Genomic DNA, 16,451 nt, shown 5'->3' with positions numbered 1-16,451 from the left:
CGGCGCCTGTCAGGCCTCATCGGGCAGGCTGGGGGGACGCACTCTGAGGCCTGATCATGTGGAACGGCGGAACAATGTTCGCCTTCCTCAGCTGATGTAGAGAGCGTTCGCGGGCATGCAAGCGGCGATGACTGCAGCGGCGAGGAAAATCGCAGCGGCGATCGCGAGGGAGAGGTAGCGGGCCATTGGTTCGAGCCTCTGTAATCGACCGTTATCGTTCTGATCCCGAAAACGCGCACGGAAAGGTCCCGGCGCCGCATCGGGCTGACCTGCATATGATGCGCCCGCGTCGGGGTTTGGAGGCGGGCGTGATCACCTGTCCGTGATAAGCGCGTTTCCGATAAGGAAACCTTGGTCACCGGGTCAGCCGTAGATCCAGAACGCCGCCGCCGTGGCTGCTGCAGCCACCGCCAGAATCCCGCTGACGATGGCGGGCGTCCACACGGGCGGCGCTTTCAGCTCGTGACTGTCGAGGGCACGCCGGGTGCGCACGAAGTCGAAGAACCCGCCCAGAAACAGGATCACCGCGCAGACGCAGAACGCCGTGGCGATCGCCTTGCCCGGCCAGTCCGGGGAAATCTCCCGCAATAGCGCCTGCACCCCCAGCGCCACGGCGACAGCGCCCAGCCCGGTGCGCAGATAGGCGCCGTAGGTGCGCTGATTGGCCAGGATCGTCCGGTCCTCGGCGTAATCGGTCCGGTCCTCGGCGAGTTCGACGCGATTGTCTTCGGGCATGTAGGGGTGCACCCCGCACAGCTTCTAAAGCCTGATGCAGGGCCTAACGCAGGGCTCCGCCTTCAGGCTCCCGCAGCGCTCAGCCGGACGGGGACTCCAGCGCGGCGAGCAGGCGGGGCAGGTTCGCCGCGGCCGCCTTGCTCGCCTCGGCCAGATCACGGATCACCGCCTGCCGGGCCTCGTCGGCCGGGTCGAGGTCGCGCACGATCCTGGTGTAGCCGTCGAGCCGGGAATCCGCGACCCAGGCGCGGACCGCAGGATGTTTCGAGCAGGCGTAGCGGTTGGCCATGTCGCCAGGCAGGCCGCGTACGTAATCAGCCAGCGTGTCGGTCAGCGGCAAGGGCTGGGCGAAGGCGTTCTTCTCGTCGTCGGTTTCGAAGCTCGCTTCGAGGAAGGCGGCGAGCGCCGCGCTGAAGGGCAGCATCGGAAACCGGGTCATCTGCAGCGTGATCAGATCGCCGTCGAACACCGGCTTGAGCGTGCGCACCGGCAGCGCGGTCGCAGTGCAGTCGACATGCAGCGTGCCCGGCGTGCTGGGCAGCACGCCGCGTTCGAGGACCAGCCGCTCGGGCTCGATCCGCGTCACCCGCCCCAGGCGCACCGTGTCGCCGATGGAGCGGAGCAAAGAGAGCTCGCCCTCGCTCACCGTGGCGGCGTGAAACAGGGCCGGCCAGACGTCCTCTTCAAGCCTCAGCCAGGCGCCGCACGCCTCCATGCGCCGGGCGAGATCTTCCGCGTCGGACGCCTCGGCGATGGCGCGGCGTTGGGCGGCCGAAGATCCGAACGTGGTTTCGAAGAAGGCGTCGCCGGGCTGGGTGAAGCGCCGGTTCAGAAACCACGGATCGCGCGGCACGATCCAGCGCACGCGGTCCGGCGCGACGCCGTTCTCCAGAAGCCAGACGCAGGCGTCCACGCCGGTCTTGCCCGCGCCCAGCACGGTGAACCGCTCATGCCGTGCGGCCAGCCGGGGCAGGGCATTGGGCGGGACGACAGGCGCGCCCTCGGCGATCTGGAATTTCGGGGTGTGAGTGGCCGGCACCGGGTTGGTGTACCAGCTCGCATCGACCACTTTGCGCCGCACGCTGACCCGCCCCGTTTCGCCGGAGAGGACATGGCGCAGCGTCCCGTCCGGCCTCGCCTCGGTCAGCGGCAGGAAGGTGACCTGTCCGGAGGCCAGCAGCCGGTCGCGCATCAGCGCGTGGAAATAGGCGAGGATTTCCGGGCCTTCGGCGAGCTCCAGAAAACCTTGATTGGGCCCGGACGTCTCCACCCGGTCGCGGCCGAGCGGGGTGGATTCCACCCCGTAGAAGATCGAGGGCTGGTGCAGCTTCACGAAGGAATAGGCGTCGTTCCAGTGCCCGCCGGGCGCAGCGCGCGTATCGCAGATCACCATCGTGGCGTCTGAACGCGTCACCATCTCGTCGGCGAAGGCCAGCCCCATCGCCCCGGCCCCGATGATGAGATAGTCCGCTTCAAGGTCCACGGCGCGCCCCTCCCGCAACGGGAAGCCTCCTACAGACGCGACGCGAAGTCGAGGCGCACGTCGCGCCTCTCGGCGCGCCGGATCGATGATCTTGGCTTTGGGAAGAAAATGGAGCGGGCGATGCGATTCGAACGCACGACCCTCACCTTGGCAAGGTGATGCTCTACCCCTGAGCTACGCCCGCTCATATCCTGCGTGACAGGGCCCGGCTCGCGCCGAGGCCGTGGTGTATGGCCTATCGATTTTCGTTTTGCAAGTGGCTCATGCGCTTTGCGCTGCAGCTTGCCGCGCCGGGCGCGCCCGGCTAGCAAACACGCCATGACCGATAAGGCCGAACCGCCCGCCCCGCCCGCCGATCGCGCAAGCCTTCTGAGCTATCTCGACGCGCTGGGGATCGCGCACCGCACGGTGGACCATCCCCCCGTCTTCACCGTGGCCGAAGGCGAGGCGATCAAGGCCGATCTGCCAGGCGGGCACACCAAGAACCTGTTTTTGAAGGACAAGAAGGGCGCACTGGTGCTCCTCAGCGCGCTACAGTCCACCGAGATCGCGCTCAATCAGCTGCATCGCGTGATCGGCACGGCGCGGCTGAGCTTCGGAAAACCCGAGCTTCTGGGCGAGACGCTGGGCGTGCAGCCCGGCTCTGTGACCGCCTTCGCGATTGTGAACGATCCAAACAAGCGCGTGCGCTTCATCCTGGACGCCGCGCTCATGGCCCATGAGACGGTGAATTTTCATCCGCTGAAGAACGACGCCACCACAGCTGTCTCAAGCGCAGACCTTCTTAAATTCGTCCGCGCGCTCGGCCGCGAGCCTGAAATTCTCGATTTTTCCGCGCTCGCTCAGGACGCGCCGTAGCACAAATCGAGCGCCGCGTTCACGGCGGCCGCCTCGCCCGGCGTGCAGACCGGCTCGCCCTGGCCGGTCTTGAGATACTGAAGGAAGGGCCGGGAGCCTTCGCCCGCGTCGAAATCTGCAAGTTGCGCCCGCCAGACCGGATCGGTCCGGCCGCGTTCATAATGCTCGACACGGTTTCCGTCGACGCGCGCCCAGCCCGCCTCGCCGATCAATTCCAGTTCGAAGCGCAGGAAGGGATCGGTCCAGCCGCCCTGAACGCTCGACCGCGCGCCGCCCTCATGGATCATCAGGGCGACGCCGTGATCGTCCACCTTGAAGCCCAGCGTGTTTCCAAGCTCGGCCTTGGCCGATTTCGCCGCGCCCAGCATCCACAGGAGCTGGTCTATCGCGTGCACGCTCTCATCGCCGAACCCGCCGTATATCGTCAGCTCCGGATCGGTCATCCATCCGGTGACGTCCAGCCAGTCGGCATAGCCGCCGTCATGAGAGAAGCGCGCCCGGCCTTCATGGATCGCGCCCAGCGCGCCGCCCTTCACCGCCTCGTGCAGGGTTCTGAGCGCCGGCTGGGTGCGCAGGAAATATCCGGTGTCGAGCCTCACCCCGGTCTCGCCGGCCAGCGCGGCCAGGCGCTCGGCCTCGGCCTTGCTCCCCGCCAGCGGCTTTTCGGTGAACACCGGCAGGCCGGCCTTCAGCGCGGCGGAAATGTCGGCCTCGTGATGCACGGTCTCCGAACAGCAGATCACGCCGTCCACACCGAGATCGCCGAGCGCATCGAGGTGTTCGACCGGCTCCGCGCCGTTTTCGCCTGCGCAAGCCTTCGCCCGCTCCGGGTCGCGATCGAAGACATGAGAGACGCTGACGCCCTCGTCTTCGGCCGTTTTCAGATGGTCAGGCAGGTGAACATGGGCTGCGCCCAGGATGAGGAGGGAGGTCATGGCTGAAGAACCCGGAGGGAGGCGGGGCGTTCCCGCCCCTTGCAGCGCGAGGCTCCCGCGCGCATAAGCGCGCCCCATGACCTTCGCCGCGACCGTGCTCACGCTTTATCCGGAAGCCTTTCCGGGCCCGCTCGGCGTCTCGCTTCTGGAGACGGCGCGGCGCAACGGACTCTGGGCGCTTGAAACGGTGGACATACGGTCGTTTTCCCGTCATAAGCACGCCTCCGTCGACGACACGCCGGCTGGCGGCGGCCCGGGAATGGTGCTGCGCCCCGATGTGGCGGCCGACGCGATCGACAGCGTGGACAGGGGTTCACGCCCGTTGATCCATATGACGCCGCGCGGCCGGCCGCTCACCCAGACCCTGGTCCGGGACTGGGCGGCGGGACCGGGCGTCGTTGTTTTCTGCGGCCGCTTCGAAGGCCTCGACCAGAGGGTCGTCGAAGCGCGCGGCATGACTGAGGTGAGCGTCGGCGACGCCGTGCTCGCGGGGGGCGAAGGCCCGGCCATGGTCCTCATCGAGGCCTGTGTGCGGCTGATCCCCGGCGTGCTCGGCAAGATCGAGAGCACCGAAGACGAGAGTTTTGAAGGGGACCTGCTCGAATATCCCCACTATACGCGGCCGCGGTCGTGGGAAGGGCGGGACATTCCCGAAGTGTTGCTGTCGGGCGATCATGGCCGGATCGCCCGGTGGCGTAAGGAACAGGCCGAAGAAGTCACACGTCAGCGCCGCCCCGATCTCTGGGCGAGATATCAGCGGCGCCAAGGAGAAGAGCCATGAACCTGATTCAGCAGCTCGAGCAGGAAGAAGCCGCCCGCGTGCTCGGCGAAAAGTCCATTCCGGAATTTTCTCCGGGCGACACGCTGAGCGTGAACGTGTGGATCCGCGAGGGCGACCGCCAGCGGGTTCAGCGCTTCGACGGCGTGTGCATCGCCCGCGCCGGCTCGGGCCTCAACGAGAACTTCACGGTCCGCAAGATCAGCTTCGGCGAAGGCGTCGAGCGCGTCTGGCCGGTGCACTCCCCGCTGATCGAGTCCATCGAGGTCAAGCGCAAGGGCCGCGTTCGCCGCGCCAAGCTCTATTATCTGCGCGATCGCCGCGGTAAATCCGCCCGGATCGCCGAGCGCACCACCGGCCGCGGCATCGAAGCCCGCCCGCCCAAGGGCCGCAAGCCTCAGGTCGAGGTGCCCGAAGAGGGCTAGGCTCTACGCCGAACCGAACAGACAAACGCCCGCCGGTCCCCGGCGGGCGTTTTTCGTTTTCTCGGAGTGGAAACGCGGAAGCCCCACTCCCTCCCCTTGATGGGGAGGGTCCGCCCGGAGGGCGGGGGTGGGGTGAGGATCGTAGAGCGCAGACTTCTGAAAACTCGGCGCACCCCCACCCGGCCCGGCGCTACGCGCCGGTCCACCCTCCCCACAGAGGGGGAGGGAGTAAGACGTTGCGATATCGGGGGCGTCAGAGCGTGAAGCTGAAGCGCAACTTCCTCCGCTTGAAGGGGAGGGTCCGCCCGAAGGGCGGGGGTGGGGGTGAGCGCTGGTGCGCGAAGCGCATCAATCGATCCGGGGGAGTGAGCGCTGGTCCGCAAAGCGGATGAAAGGGTCCGGGGGACCCTTTCAAAGCAGCGAACGGGCTGGCGAGCCCTTGAAGGCTTCGAACGGGCCGGCAGGCCCCGGAGGATCGTAGAGCGCGAACAGCCCCAGATCGGCGCGCCCGCCCCTCAGCCCTGCTCTTCAGGCATGCGCACGACCAGGCCGTCGAGTTCGCCGGTCACCTTGATCTGGCAGGACAGGCGGGAATTGTCCCGGACGTCGGAGGCGAAGTCGAGCATGCTCTCCTCCATCGAGGAGCGCTCGCCGGTCTTGCCGGTCCACTTCTCGTCGACATAGACGTGGCAGGTGGCGCAGGCGCAGGCGCCGCCGCAATCGGCGTCGATGCCCGGCACCATGTTGCGGATGGCGCCTTCCATCACGGTCAGTCCGTCCTCGACGTCGACGACGTGCTCGGTCCCGTCATGTTCGATATAGGTGATCTTCGCCATGGGCCTCTTGGTTCCTGAATGCGGACTGCCGCGCTGATGGGTTTGCGGGCTATTTAGGACAGGAAATCCTTCATGGCCACGCTCTGGTCGCGCAGCTTCGCCGGATCGGGATTGATCCCTTTTGCGATCATGCGCTGGGCGGCCATGTACTCGGGCGGACAGTTCACCGCCTCGCAGGCGATGAGCGTCTCTCCCCTGAAGTGGAACAGCGCGAACTTGCCTTCCTCGGGATCGCCGCGGCGGACCAGCGTGTCCGCGCCCTCGATCAGCCCGGCGATCTGCAGCTTCAGCTCGTACTGGTCTGACCAGAACCACGGCACGGGATCGTAATCCTCGCCCGCCCCGGCGATCTCGGCGGCGGCGGCCTTGGCCTGGTCGATGGCGTTCTGCACGCTTTCCAGCCGCACGCTGCGCCCGTAGCGGGCCAGCGGCAGCCGGGCGCAATCGCCCACCGCGTAAATGTTCGGATCGGAGGTGCGCGCCCGCGCATCCACCACGATCCCGTCATCGCATTTCAGGCCGGCCTTTTCTGCAAGGCCGCAATTGGGCGCGAGCCCGGCCGCCAGAAGCACGAGATCGGCTTTCACCGCCTCGTCGCCGCTGCGGATCGCCTCGACCCTGTCTTCGCCCTCGATGCGATTGACCGGCGCACCGACCCTGAGATCGACGCCGTAGCCGCGATGGATCGCGCCGAACCAGCCCGACAGAAGCGAGCTCGCCGTGCGCGCCATCGGCCGGTCGGCGGCTTCGAAGACCACGACCTCCTTGCCGCGCTTGCGCGCCGAAGCGGCGATCTCGAGCCCGATATAACCCGCGCCGACCACCGCCAGGCGCTCGGCGGTGTCCAGCGCTTTTGAGAAGGCGTCCGCTTCGGCGAGGGTTCTGAGCACATGCGCGCCGGGAAGATCCGCGCCCGGAATGGGCGGCCGGCGCGCCTCCCCGCCGGTGGCGAGGATGAGATGGTCGTAGGAATACCGCTCGCCGTCCTCGGCGACGGCTTCGCGGGCGTCGCGGTCGATCGATTGCACGCGCACGCCGGTGCGCAGGGTGATGTCTGATTTCTCGAAGAAGTTCTCGGGCTTCAGCCAGATGCGGTCGAGCGGGACCTCGCCGCTGAGATAGCCCTTCGACAGAGGCGGGCGCTGATAGGGCGGGCAGGGCTCGGCGGCCAGGATCGTGACCGGGCCGTCATACTTGCGCTTCCTCAGCTCGGCGGCGGCGGAGAGGCCCGCCTGGCCGCCTCCGATGATCAGCACTCCTGACGGCACGTCGCGCGTCTCCTTATCAATCCCGCAGCGGGCATGGCGCCGCGCCGCTTCGCTTTAGTCAAGCCGCCCCGGCGCCTGTCCTGGCGAGCGGAGCTGTGGACGGCGGTCCGCGGCCGCTTGCGGGGCGGGCGGGGCCGTCCTAGACGAATGTCATGGGCACGCTGACGGTTCCGCTTCCCGACGCCGCTGCTGCGGCGCGCTACGGCGCGCGGCTGGCCGGCCTCATGGAGAAAGGCGACGCCGTGCTGCTTTTCGGCGATCTCGGCGCAGGCAAGACGACGCTGGCGCGCGGCGCGATCCATGCGCTGACCGGCGTCGCCGACGCGCCCAGCCCGACCTTCACCCTGGTGCAGAGCTATGAGGCGCCCGGTGGGTTTTTGCTGACCCACGCCGATCTCTACCGGCTCGAGGACGAAGCCGAGCTCGAGGAGCTGGGGCTGGACGAGGCGCTCGATCAGGGCGCGGCGCTGATCGAATGGCCCGACCGCGCACCGGGCTTCCGGCCCGACGACCGGCTGGAGATCCGGCTCGAGGAGCGCGGCGCGGGGCGCGCGGCGCTGTGTGAGGCTTTCGGACGATGGGAGGCGCGGCTTGACCGGCTCGCAGACTGATCCGCGCGAGACCGCGCGCCGTGATTTCCTCGCCGAGGCGGGCTGGGGCGCCGCCCATGTCGATCCCTTCCCCGGCGACGCCTCGACCCGGCGCTATTTCCGCGTGACGCTGGACGGCCGGCCCGCCGTGCTGATGGACGCGCCTGCGGGAACCGAAGCGCCCGCCTGCCCGCCCACCGCGGACGCGGAGACCCGGGCGAGGCTCGGCTATAACGCCATGGCGCGGCTGGCGGGCAACAACACCGCCGCCTTCGCAGGGCTGGCGAAAGCCCTGAGCGCGCGCGGTTTCTCCGCCCCGAAGATCTACGAGGCGGACGTCGAGCACGGCCTGTTGCTGATCGAGGATCTCGGCGACGATCTGTTTGCGCGCGTGGTTCCCGACCGCGCTCATGAAGGCGCGCTCTACGCCCAGGCGGTCGAGACGCTGGCCGCGCTCTACCGGTCGAGCTTCGAGCGCGAACCCGAAGCCTTCGGCGCGCGCTGGCTGGTGCAGGACTACGACCCGCTGGCGCTGCAGGCCGAAGCCGATCTTTTCATGGACTGGTACGCGGCGCGGCGCGGCGAGGGCGAACCCACCCAGGGGCTTTACGCGGACTGGCGATCGGCCTGGGCGGCGGTGCTGCCGGCGCTGCACAGTCACGCCCAGGGCCTGGTGCTACGCGATTTTCACGCCGAGAACCTGATCTGGCTGCCGGATCGGCAGGCCGAGGCGCGCACCGGGCTTCTCGATTTCCAGGACGCGCTGTTCGGCCACCCCGCCTATGACCTCGTCTCGCTGATCGAGGATGCGCGCCGGGACGTCTCGCCGCATATCGCAAAGCCGCTGTGCGACCGCTTCTTCGAGGCGGCGGGGCTCGACGATCGCGAGGCGTTCGATGCGGCCTACGCCGTGCTCGCCGCGCAGCGCAATGCGAAGATCCTCGGGATTTTCGTTCGCCTGGTCGAGCGCGACGGCAAGACGCGCTACGGTCAGTTCATGAGCCGAGTCGCCCGCCATTTCGTGAAGGATCTCGATCATCCGGCGCTCGCGCCCGTGCGGGCGGTCGTCCGCGAGGCGGCGCCGCAAGTCTATGCGGAGGCCGACCGGTGAAGATCACTCGCGCCATGGCCATGGCGGCCGGAAAGGGCACGCGCATGCGCCCGCTCACCGACGATCGCTGCAAGGCGCTGGTCGAGGTGGACGGTCATGCGCTCATCGACTGGACGCTAGACAAGTTCGCCCGCGCCGGAGTTCAGACCGCGATCGTGAACGTGCATCACTGCGCGGACATGCTCGAAAACCATCTCGGCGGCCGAACCGAGCCGGAGATCGTTATTTCCGACGAGCGCGCGCGCCTGCTCGAAACCGGCGGCGGGCTGGTCAAGGCCGCGCCGCTTCTGGGTGACGATCCGGTCTTCGTCGCCAACACTGACTCTGTCTGGATCGACGGCCAACAGAGCGAGCTCGAACGGCTCGCCGCCGCCTTCGATCCCGAGCTTATGGACTTCCTGCTGATGCTGTCGCCGATGGGCGAGCAGCTGGGATACGCCGGCAAGGGCGACTTTTTCCTGCACGAGGACGGCCGCATCGAACGCCGCGGCGAGCGCGACAGCGCGCCCTACGCCTATGCTGGGGTGCAGGTCATGCATCCGCGCATCCTCAAAGGTGAAACCATCGACGTGTTCTCCACCAATCTTCTGTGGGACAAGGCGCTGAAGGCCGGCCGGGTCTACGGCCTGCCGATGCGCGCATACTGGATGCATGTCGGCGATCCCGAGGCGCGCGATCTCGCCCAGAAGCGGCTTTCGGAGATGACGTGACCGCGGCGGCGCTGTTCCAGAGCGCGGGTCCCCGCGTCTTCACCATCCCGCCCGCCTCGGGGTTCGTCGACGCGCTCGCCCGGGGGCTGCGGGCCGCCTTTCCCGACCCGGCCGAACTGAGCGCGGCGACCGTGCTTCTGCCCACACGCCGCGCAGGCCGCGCGCTGGCTGACGCCTTCACCCGGCTCGAGGACGGGCCGGGCGCCGCGCTTTTGCCCGCCATCCGCCCGATCGGCGATGTGGACGCCGACGACCCGCCTTTTGAACCCGGCGAGCTCGCTGAAGCCGCGCCCGAGGCGATCTCCACAGCCCGCCGCCGCTTCGAGCTCGCCCGGCTGATCCTGGCCCGCGAAAGCGCGTCGGGCCGTTCGATGGGCGTGGGCGGCGCGCTGGCGCTCGCCGACGATCTGGCGCGCTTGCTCGACGATCTCGCCACCGAGCAGGTCGACGACCTTTCCGCGCTGTCGGACGACATTCGCGCAGCCTTGCCCGCGCACATGGCCGAGGCGGCGATGTTCCTCGATATCGTGCTCGAGGCCTGGCCCGCGCGCCTGGCCGAGCTCGGCCATGTCGATCCGGCCCGCCGCCGTTCGCTCATCCTCTCAAAGCTCGCCGAGCGCTGGACCGAAACCCCGCCCGAGGCCCCCGTGATCGCGGCGGGTTCGACCGGCTCGATCCCCGCTGCGGCGACGCTTCTGAAGGTCGTCGCCGGGCTGCCGGGCGGCGCGGTCGTCCTGCCCGGCTTCCAGGCCGATATCGACGACCGGGCCTGGGCTGCGATCGACGACGCCCACCCCCAGCGGGCGATGAAATCGCTGATCCAGGCGATGGGCATCGACCGCAAGGACGTGAAAATCTGGCCCGGCGCGGCCGAGGGCGAAGCCGAAGCGCGCCGCGCGCGCGTGATCGCGGAGTCCCTGCGCCCCGCCGAAGCCACCTCGGACTGGCTCGCGCGGGTGGAAGACCTGAAGGAAGGCTGGGGCGCGGACGTGTTCGAAACCGCGCTCACCGGGCTTTCCGTCATCGAAGCGCCCGAGCCCGCCGAAGAAGCCCGCGCCGTGGCTCTGGCTCTGCGCGAGACGCTGGAGACGCCGGGCGCGCGCGCCGTTCTCGTCACGCCGGACCGGGCGCTCGCGCGCCGGGTCAGCGTGGAGATGGCCCGGTTCGGCGTGGCGCTCGACGACAGCGCGGGCACGCCGCTGTCCGATACGCCCGCCGGCGGTTTCCTGATGCGGGTGCTGGAGGTGGCGCAGGACCCCGGCTCCGCTTTGGGCTTTGCAGCGCTCGCGAACTCGCCGCTCTTCGCGCTGGGCGAGGACCGCGCCCGCCTCAAGCCCGAGATCGGCGCGATGGAGCGCCGGGCGCTGCGCGGGCGCAGGCCGGGGACAGATTTCGCCGCGATCGCAAAGCGGGTCCGCGAGGCGGCCGGCGAGGATGAAGACCGCGCCGCGCGCTGGACCGGGATCGTCGAGAAGACGGCTTTCGCCTTCGAAAGCTTCGAGGGATTGAAGGGCGATCAGCCGGCCGCACACTTCGCCCGCGCGCTGGCCGAGACGGCCGAAGCGCTGGCCGCCGAGCCTGACCATCCGGGTGCGGATCGTCTCTGGGCGGGCGAGGCCGGGGAGGCCGCCGCCAGCCTGGTGCGCGAGTTCCTCACCGAGTCAGAAGCCCTCCCGCCTCTGTCCCTGCGCGACTTCGCCCGGGCTCTGCTCGAAACCGCCCGCACGCGCATGGTCCGCCCGCGCTACGGCGCGCATCCCAGGCTGCAGATTCTGGGTCCGCTCGAAGCCCGGCTCGCCGGCGCGGACCGGGTGATCCTGGGCGGGCTCAATGAAGGCGTCTGGCCGGCCGCGCCCAAGGCAGATCCCTTCCTCAGCCGCGGCATGCGCAAGGCGGCCGGTCTCAGCGCGCTGGAGCAGCGCTTCGGCCTGTCCGCGCACGATTTCGCCCAGCTCGCCTCCGCGCCCGAAGTCATCCTCACCCGCGCGGGCAAGAACGACGGCGCGCCCACGGTCGCCTCGCGCTGGCTCTGGCGCCTGCAGACCCTCGCCCGCGGCGCGCTCGGCGACGCCGAGGCCGATCTGAGGCTCGCACCCGACACCGACTATCTCGCGCTGGGCCGGGCGCTCGACGATCCGGGCGCGCGGCGCAACCGGGTCGCTGCGCCCGAACCCGCCCCGCCGGTGGATGCGCGGCCGCGCCAGCTCTCGGTGACGAAGATCGAGACCTGGATCCGCGATCCGTATGCGATCTTCGCAGGCAGGATCCTGCGCCTCGACCCGCTGGACGATCTCGACCGCGCGCCCGGCGGCGCGGAACGCGGCCAGGCCTATCACGCGGCGATCGAGCAATGGACGCGCAGCCTTCCCGATACGGACGAACTGCCGCTCGGCGCGCTCGACCGGCTGATTGATTTCGGCCGCGCCGCGCTTCTGGACGCCGGCTTCCCCGAGGCCAGGCTGGGTCTGGAACTGCCCCGTTTCGTCCGCGCTGCGCGCTATCTGGTGGACTGGGAGTCCGGCCGGCGGCGGCTGGGTTTCCGGCCTGTCGTGATCGAGGCGAGCGGGCAGATGGAGGTGGACGGCCCGGCCGGGCCCTTCCTGCTGACCGCCCGCGTCGACCGTGTGGACATGCGGCCCGATGGGGCGCTGGACATCATCGACTACAAGACGGGCGGCGTGCCCTCGAAAAAGGAGGTCGGCGCGGGTTTTGCGCCGCAGCTGCCGCTGCAGGCGGCGATGGCCGCGCGAGGCGGGTTCGAGGGCTGCCCCAGCCACGAGCCGGGCGATCTCGTCTACATCCAGATCACCGGCGGGAAGACGCCGGGCAAGGAGTGCTCGGTCGTCAAGGATCCGGGTACGGATGAAGTCGTCGATCTCGCCGAGGACGCGCGCGACGATCTCGCCGCCTGGATCGCGAAGTTCGACGATGAGCGCCGGACCTATCCCAGCCAGCCGCGCGCGAAATACACCAATCGCTGGGGCGATTTCGACCATCTCGCCCGACGCAAGGAGTGGGCGAGCGCGGCCGAGGACGGCGGCGAGGGAGGCGGAGAATGAGCGCGCCGGGTTTCGACCTCGACATCGTCAGATCCGCCAGCGCCGCTCAGCGCGCCGCAGCCGATCCCGAAGCCTGCGTCTTCGTCGAGGCGAACGCGGGCTCGGGCAAGACGCGCGTGCTGGTTGATCGGGTGGCGCGGCTGCTGCTGGCCGGCGCGGCGCCGGACCGCATCCTGTGCGTGACCTTCACCAAGGCTGCGGCCGGCGAGATGCAGGCCCGATTGTTCAGAAAGCTCGGCGGCTGGTCGACCATGGACGACGCCGCGCTTTCGGACGCGCTCGACGATCTGACCGGCGGGGCGGGGCGGCCCGATCTCGCCGCGGCGCGGCGTCTGTTCGCCCGCGCGCTGGAAACCCCCGGCGGGCTGAAGATCCAGACCCTGCACGCCTTCTGCGAGTCCCTTCTGCGCCGCTTCCCGCTTGAGGCCGGTCTGCCGCCGGGCTTCGAGGTGCAGGATGACGCGGCGGGCCTGGCCCTGCGCGCCGAAGCGATGGAGGCGGTCTTCGCCGAAGCCGTGCGCGCGCCTGACGGGGACGTCGCCGGCGCGATCGCCGCGCTTCTGGACGCCTGCGGCGCGGATGCGATCACCACGCTGTGCGATTTCGCGGCCGGAAAGCGTCACCATCTGCAAGCCGTGCTCGCAGAGGCCGGTTCGGTCGAGATCGTCATGGACCGGGCGAGCCTTGCGCTCGACGTGCCGCCCGAACTCGACGCAGACCGCGCCCATGAGATCGTCTGGAACGAGACGGCGGTGGACGATCTCGACGCCGCGCTGAGCGCGCTTCAGTCGGGAACCGGCAAGACCTGCGAGCAAAGCGCGGCCGGCCTTGTCGAGGTGCTGGCCATGGGCGAGCGCGATCCGGCCGAGGCGACCCGGCTCTATCTCGACTGGTTCACGACCAGCTCCGGCACGCTGAAAAAGCCCGGCTCGATCTATCCCAAGAAGCTCGGCGAGACCTACCGCATCCTCGTCACGCTGTTCGGCGAGGAAGGCTCTGAACGCCACCGCGTCACCGACGAGGTGCTGCCCTTCATCGCCGCGGCCCGCGCCAATCAGGTCACCCGTGCAGGCCTCCTCGTCGCCGCGCGTTTCCTCGACGCATACCAGGCGCGGCTCGACCGGCGGCGCGTGGTCGATTTCTCCGATCTCGTCGATCGGGCGCGCCGGCTGCTGACCGATTCCGAGGCGCGGGTCTGGGCGCTCTACAAGCTCGATCAGGGGCTCGACCACGTGCTCGTCGACGAGGCCCAGGACACCGCTCCCGAGCAATGGGCGGTGATCAACGCGGTGACCGAGGAGTTCTTCGCCGGGGCGGGCGCGGAGCGGGACACCCCGCGCACGGTCTTCTGCGTCGGCGACGAGAAGCAGTCGATCTACTCGTTTCAGAACGCCGATCCGGCGGAGTTCCTGGCCCAGCGCCTGAAGCTCGAACGCGATGCGACGGAGGCCGGGCTGAAATTCGACAGCCCGCCTCTGACCGTCTCCTTCCGCTCCGCCGGGGAAGTGCTCGCCGCCGTCGACCGCGCCTTCGAGGCCGAGGCCGCCGCCCTGTCCGCGCCCGAGCGCAAGCACGAGACCGCGGCGCTGGAAACCAAGTTCCTGATGCGCGATCCCGAGACCGAGCGGGCGCGCGACTCCCTGGCTTTCCACCGCTATGAGGGCCACCAGGCCGCCCGTGCGCACACGCCGGGCTGTGTCGAGATCTGGCCGGCCGTGCCCAAGCCTGAAAGCCCCGAGGAAGACGATCTCGACCTGCGCCCGGTCGACGCCGAGCGCAAGGACAGCGCCCGCAACCAGCTCGCCGAGGCGGTCGCCGAGGAGATCCGCGCCCTGATCGCACGCGGAGACGCGGTCTGGGACGAAAAGCTCGGCTGGAAACAGCGCCCCGCCACCGCCGGCGACGTCGTGGTGCTGGTCAGGAAGCGCGGCGGCCTGTTCGAGGAGATCATCCGCCGGCTGAAGCTCAAAGCGGTGCCCGTGGCCGGCGCCGACCGGATGACCCTGCCCGACCAGCTGGTGGTCGAGGACCTTCTGAGCCTTGCGAAATTCGCGCTTCTGCCCGAGGACGACCTGTCCCTGGCCGAGGTGCTGAAAAGCCCGTTCTTCCATCCGCTTGGGTCAGACAAACCGCCCATCGACGACGACGCGCTGTTCGATCTCAGCCGCCGGCCCGGACGCCGGCTCTGGGAGAAGCTGCGCCATTTCGACGACCCGCGCTTCGCCGAGGCGCGCCAGGCGCTCGAAGAGGCTCGCGCCCGGGTCGAGCTCGACGCGCCCTATGGCTTTTTTGCGCGCTTCCTGCATCAGGCGAGCGGGACCGGGGAAAGCCGGCTCGCCCGGCTTTATGCGCGGCTCGGCGAAGAAGCGCGCGATCCGGCCGAGGAGTTTCTCTCCCGCGCGCTGGCCCATGAGCGCGACGGCGCGCCTTCGCTGGCCCGCTTCGTGGCGGAGACCAGCGCGGACGCCGCAGAGATCAAGCGCGAGATGGAGGCGGGGCGCGACGAGGTGCGGGTGATGACCGTGCACGGCGCGAAGGGCCTTGAAGCGCCGATCGTCTTCCTGCCCGACACCACCCAGATCCCCAGGGACCGCTCGGGCGGGCTCTACGTGCATGACAGCGCGGGGCTCGTCTGGTCGCCGGACAGCAAGTCCCCGCCGCGCCTCGTCGAGGCGATCAAGGACGAACGCCAGCTCGAAATAGACGGCGAGTATCAGCGCCTGTTCTACGTCGCGATGACGCGCGCGCGCGACCGGCTGGTGATCTGCGGGCATTGCCACGGCAACGGCGGCAAGGTCGATCCGGGCAGCTGGCACGACCGGGCGAGCCGGGCCTTCACCGGGGCGGACTGGCGCGAGATCCGCACCCCGCTCGACGCGGTCGCCGAGGAGAACGGCTGGGAGGCCGGTCCCGGCCTGCGCTTCGGCGCCGATCCCGCCCAGCTCGGCGAGGCCGCCGCACGCCGGAAGGCCGCGCCGGTCCTGCCCGCCTGGGTCAGGTCCGCCCCGTCTGCGGAACCCGCCGCACCGCGCGCGGCCGCGCCCTCGCGCCTGCTCGACGACGAGGAGGCCGGGTTCGAGCCCGCGCCCCTGTCGCCCCTGGCCGAAGGCGGCGAGCGGCGCTTCAGGCGCGGCGCGCTGATCCACAAGCTTCTTCAGACCCTTCCCGACATCCCCCAGGCCCGCCGGGAGGCGAGCGCGGCGCGTTATCTCGCCGCCCAGCCCGACCTCTCCGAAGCCGAGCGCGCCGAGATCGCAAGCGAGACCCTGCGCGTCATCGCCGATCCTGAGTTCGCGCCGCTGTTCGGACCGGGCTCGCGCGCCGAGGCGGCGGTTTCGGGCCGCGCGCCGGGCCTGCCCGAGGGCGTGGTGGTGAACGGGCAGATCGACCGTCTGGTCGTCACCGATCACGAAGTCCTGATCGTGGACTACAAGACCAACCGCCCGCCGCCCGAACGGGTGGAGGACGTGCCGGACGCATATATCGCGCAGATGGCGGCGTATCGGGCGCTTTTGCGGGCGCTGCACCCGGACAAGCCGGTGCGCTGCGCGCTTTTATGGACCGACGCGCCGCGCCTGATGGCGCTGCCCGAAGACCGGCTGGACGCGGTGCTGGCGAAGGCCGGCGCGCGGCGTCCTGCTTGACCGGCGGGCCGCGCCTTCC

The 16,451-nt window shown here is 69.5% G+C and carries 13 protein-coding genes and 1 tRNA gene; 8 read left to right on the top strand and 6 right to left on the bottom strand.

Annotated elements, in window-relative coordinates; all coding sequences use genetic code 11:
• Positions 1–363: 363 nt before the first annotated feature.
• The 3 genes from ABL308_03915 to ABL308_03905 form a co-directional block, all read right to left on the bottom strand.
• Positions 364–735: a DUF202 domain-containing protein gene (locus ABL308_03915; protein XBQ17026.1), complete on the bottom strand. Its 372-nt coding sequence runs from the start codon at positions 733–735 to the stop codon at positions 364–366.
• Between the two features lie 79 nt (positions 736–814).
• On the bottom strand, positions 815–2,218 hold the full coding sequence (locus ABL308_03910) for an NAD(P)/FAD-dependent oxidoreductase (GenBank protein ID XBQ17025.1): 1,404 nt from the start codon (positions 2,216–2,218) through the stop codon (positions 815–817).
• Between the two features lie 109 nt (positions 2,219–2,327).
• Positions 2,328–2,402: transfer RNA gene (locus tag ABL308_03905), tRNA-Gly, on the bottom strand.
• A 134-nt stretch (positions 2,403–2,536) separates the two neighbouring features.
• Here ABL308_03905 and ABL308_03900 point away from each other — a divergent pair.
• Complete coding sequence (locus ABL308_03900) at positions 2,537–3,076, top strand: YbaK/EbsC family protein (protein ID XBQ17024.1); 540 nt, start codon at positions 2,537–2,539, stop codon at positions 3,074–3,076.
• On the opposite strand, the gene ABL308_03895 is transcribed toward ABL308_03900, so the two are convergent.
• Positions 3,061–4,011, bottom strand: coding sequence for a Gfo/Idh/MocA family oxidoreductase (locus ABL308_03895; protein XBQ17023.1), 951 nt, complete (start codon positions 4,009–4,011; stop codon positions 3,061–3,063). The genes ABL308_03900 and ABL308_03895 overlap by 16 nt on opposite strands.
• 76 nt (positions 4,012–4,087) lie before the next feature.
• Between ABL308_03895 and trmD the strand changes: the two genes are divergently transcribed.
• A complete protein-coding gene (gene trmD, locus ABL308_03890) occupies positions 4,088–4,792 on the top strand; it encodes a tRNA (guanosine(37)-N1)-methyltransferase TrmD (GenBank protein ID XBQ17022.1) in 705 nt (234 codons plus the stop codon).
• Positions 4,789–5,214, top strand: a complete 426-nt coding sequence (gene rplS, locus ABL308_03885) for a 50S ribosomal protein L19 (GenBank protein ID XBQ17021.1) — start codon at positions 4,789–4,791, stop codon at positions 5,212–5,214. Before trmD ends, rplS begins: the two co-directional genes overlap by 4 nt.
• A 515-nt stretch (positions 5,215–5,729) precedes the next feature.
• Here the strand turns inward: rplS and ABL308_03880 are convergent.
• Positions 5,730–6,050, bottom strand: a complete 321-nt coding sequence (locus ABL308_03880; protein XBQ17020.1) for a 2Fe-2S iron-sulfur cluster-binding protein — start codon at positions 6,048–6,050, stop codon at positions 5,730–5,732.
• Positions 6,051–6,103: 53 nt separating this feature from the next.
• Positions 6,104–7,318: an FAD-dependent oxidoreductase gene (locus ABL308_03875; protein XBQ17019.1), complete on the bottom strand. Its 1,215-nt coding sequence runs from the start codon at positions 7,316–7,318 to the stop codon at positions 6,104–6,106.
• A 152-nt stretch (positions 7,319–7,470) separates the two neighbouring features.
• Here ABL308_03875 and tsaE point away from each other — a divergent pair, with 152 nt between their 5' ends.
• Genes tsaE through ABL308_03850 form a run of 5 tightly spaced genes read left to right on the top strand, consistent with a single transcriptional unit; the run spans position 7,471 to position 16,432 of the window.
• A complete protein-coding gene (gene tsaE / locus ABL308_03870; protein XBQ17018.1) occupies positions 7,471–7,929 on the top strand; it encodes a tRNA (adenosine(37)-N6)-threonylcarbamoyltransferase complex ATPase subunit type 1 TsaE in 459 nt (152 codons plus the stop codon).
• Entirely contained in the window at positions 7,910–9,019 is a 1,110-nt protein-coding gene (locus tag ABL308_03865) for a phosphotransferase (GenBank protein XBQ17017.1), read from the top strand. Before tsaE ends, ABL308_03865 begins: the two co-directional genes overlap by 20 nt.
• Complete coding sequence (locus ABL308_03860; protein ID XBQ17016.1) at positions 9,016–9,729, top strand: nucleotidyltransferase family protein; 714 nt, start codon at positions 9,016–9,018, stop codon at positions 9,727–9,729. The genes ABL308_03865 and ABL308_03860 overlap by 4 nt, the downstream gene beginning before the upstream one ends.
• A complete protein-coding gene (addB, locus tag ABL308_03855; GenBank protein ID XBQ17015.1) occupies positions 9,726–12,788 on the top strand; it encodes a double-strand break repair protein AddB in 3,063 nt (1,020 codons plus the stop codon). The genes ABL308_03860 and addB overlap by 4 nt, the downstream gene beginning before the upstream one ends.
• Positions 12,785–16,432 carry a UvrD-helicase domain-containing protein gene (locus ABL308_03850; GenBank protein ID XBQ17014.1) on the top strand — a complete coding sequence of 1,216 codons (3,648 nt, stop codon included), beginning with the start codon at positions 12,785–12,787 and terminating at the stop codon, positions 16,430–16,432. The genes addB and ABL308_03850 overlap by 4 nt, the downstream gene beginning before the upstream one ends.
• The last annotated feature ends 19 nt before the right edge of the window (positions 16,433–16,451 follow it).

It is taken from the genome of Oceanicaulis sp. (assembly GCA_040112665.1).
Taxonomy (GTDB): domain Bacteria; phylum Pseudomonadota; class Alphaproteobacteria; order Caulobacterales; family Maricaulaceae; genus Oceanicaulis.
The sequence above is the reverse complement of the archived record's forward strand: the minus strand, read 5'-3'. Positions and strand labels throughout refer to the sequence as shown.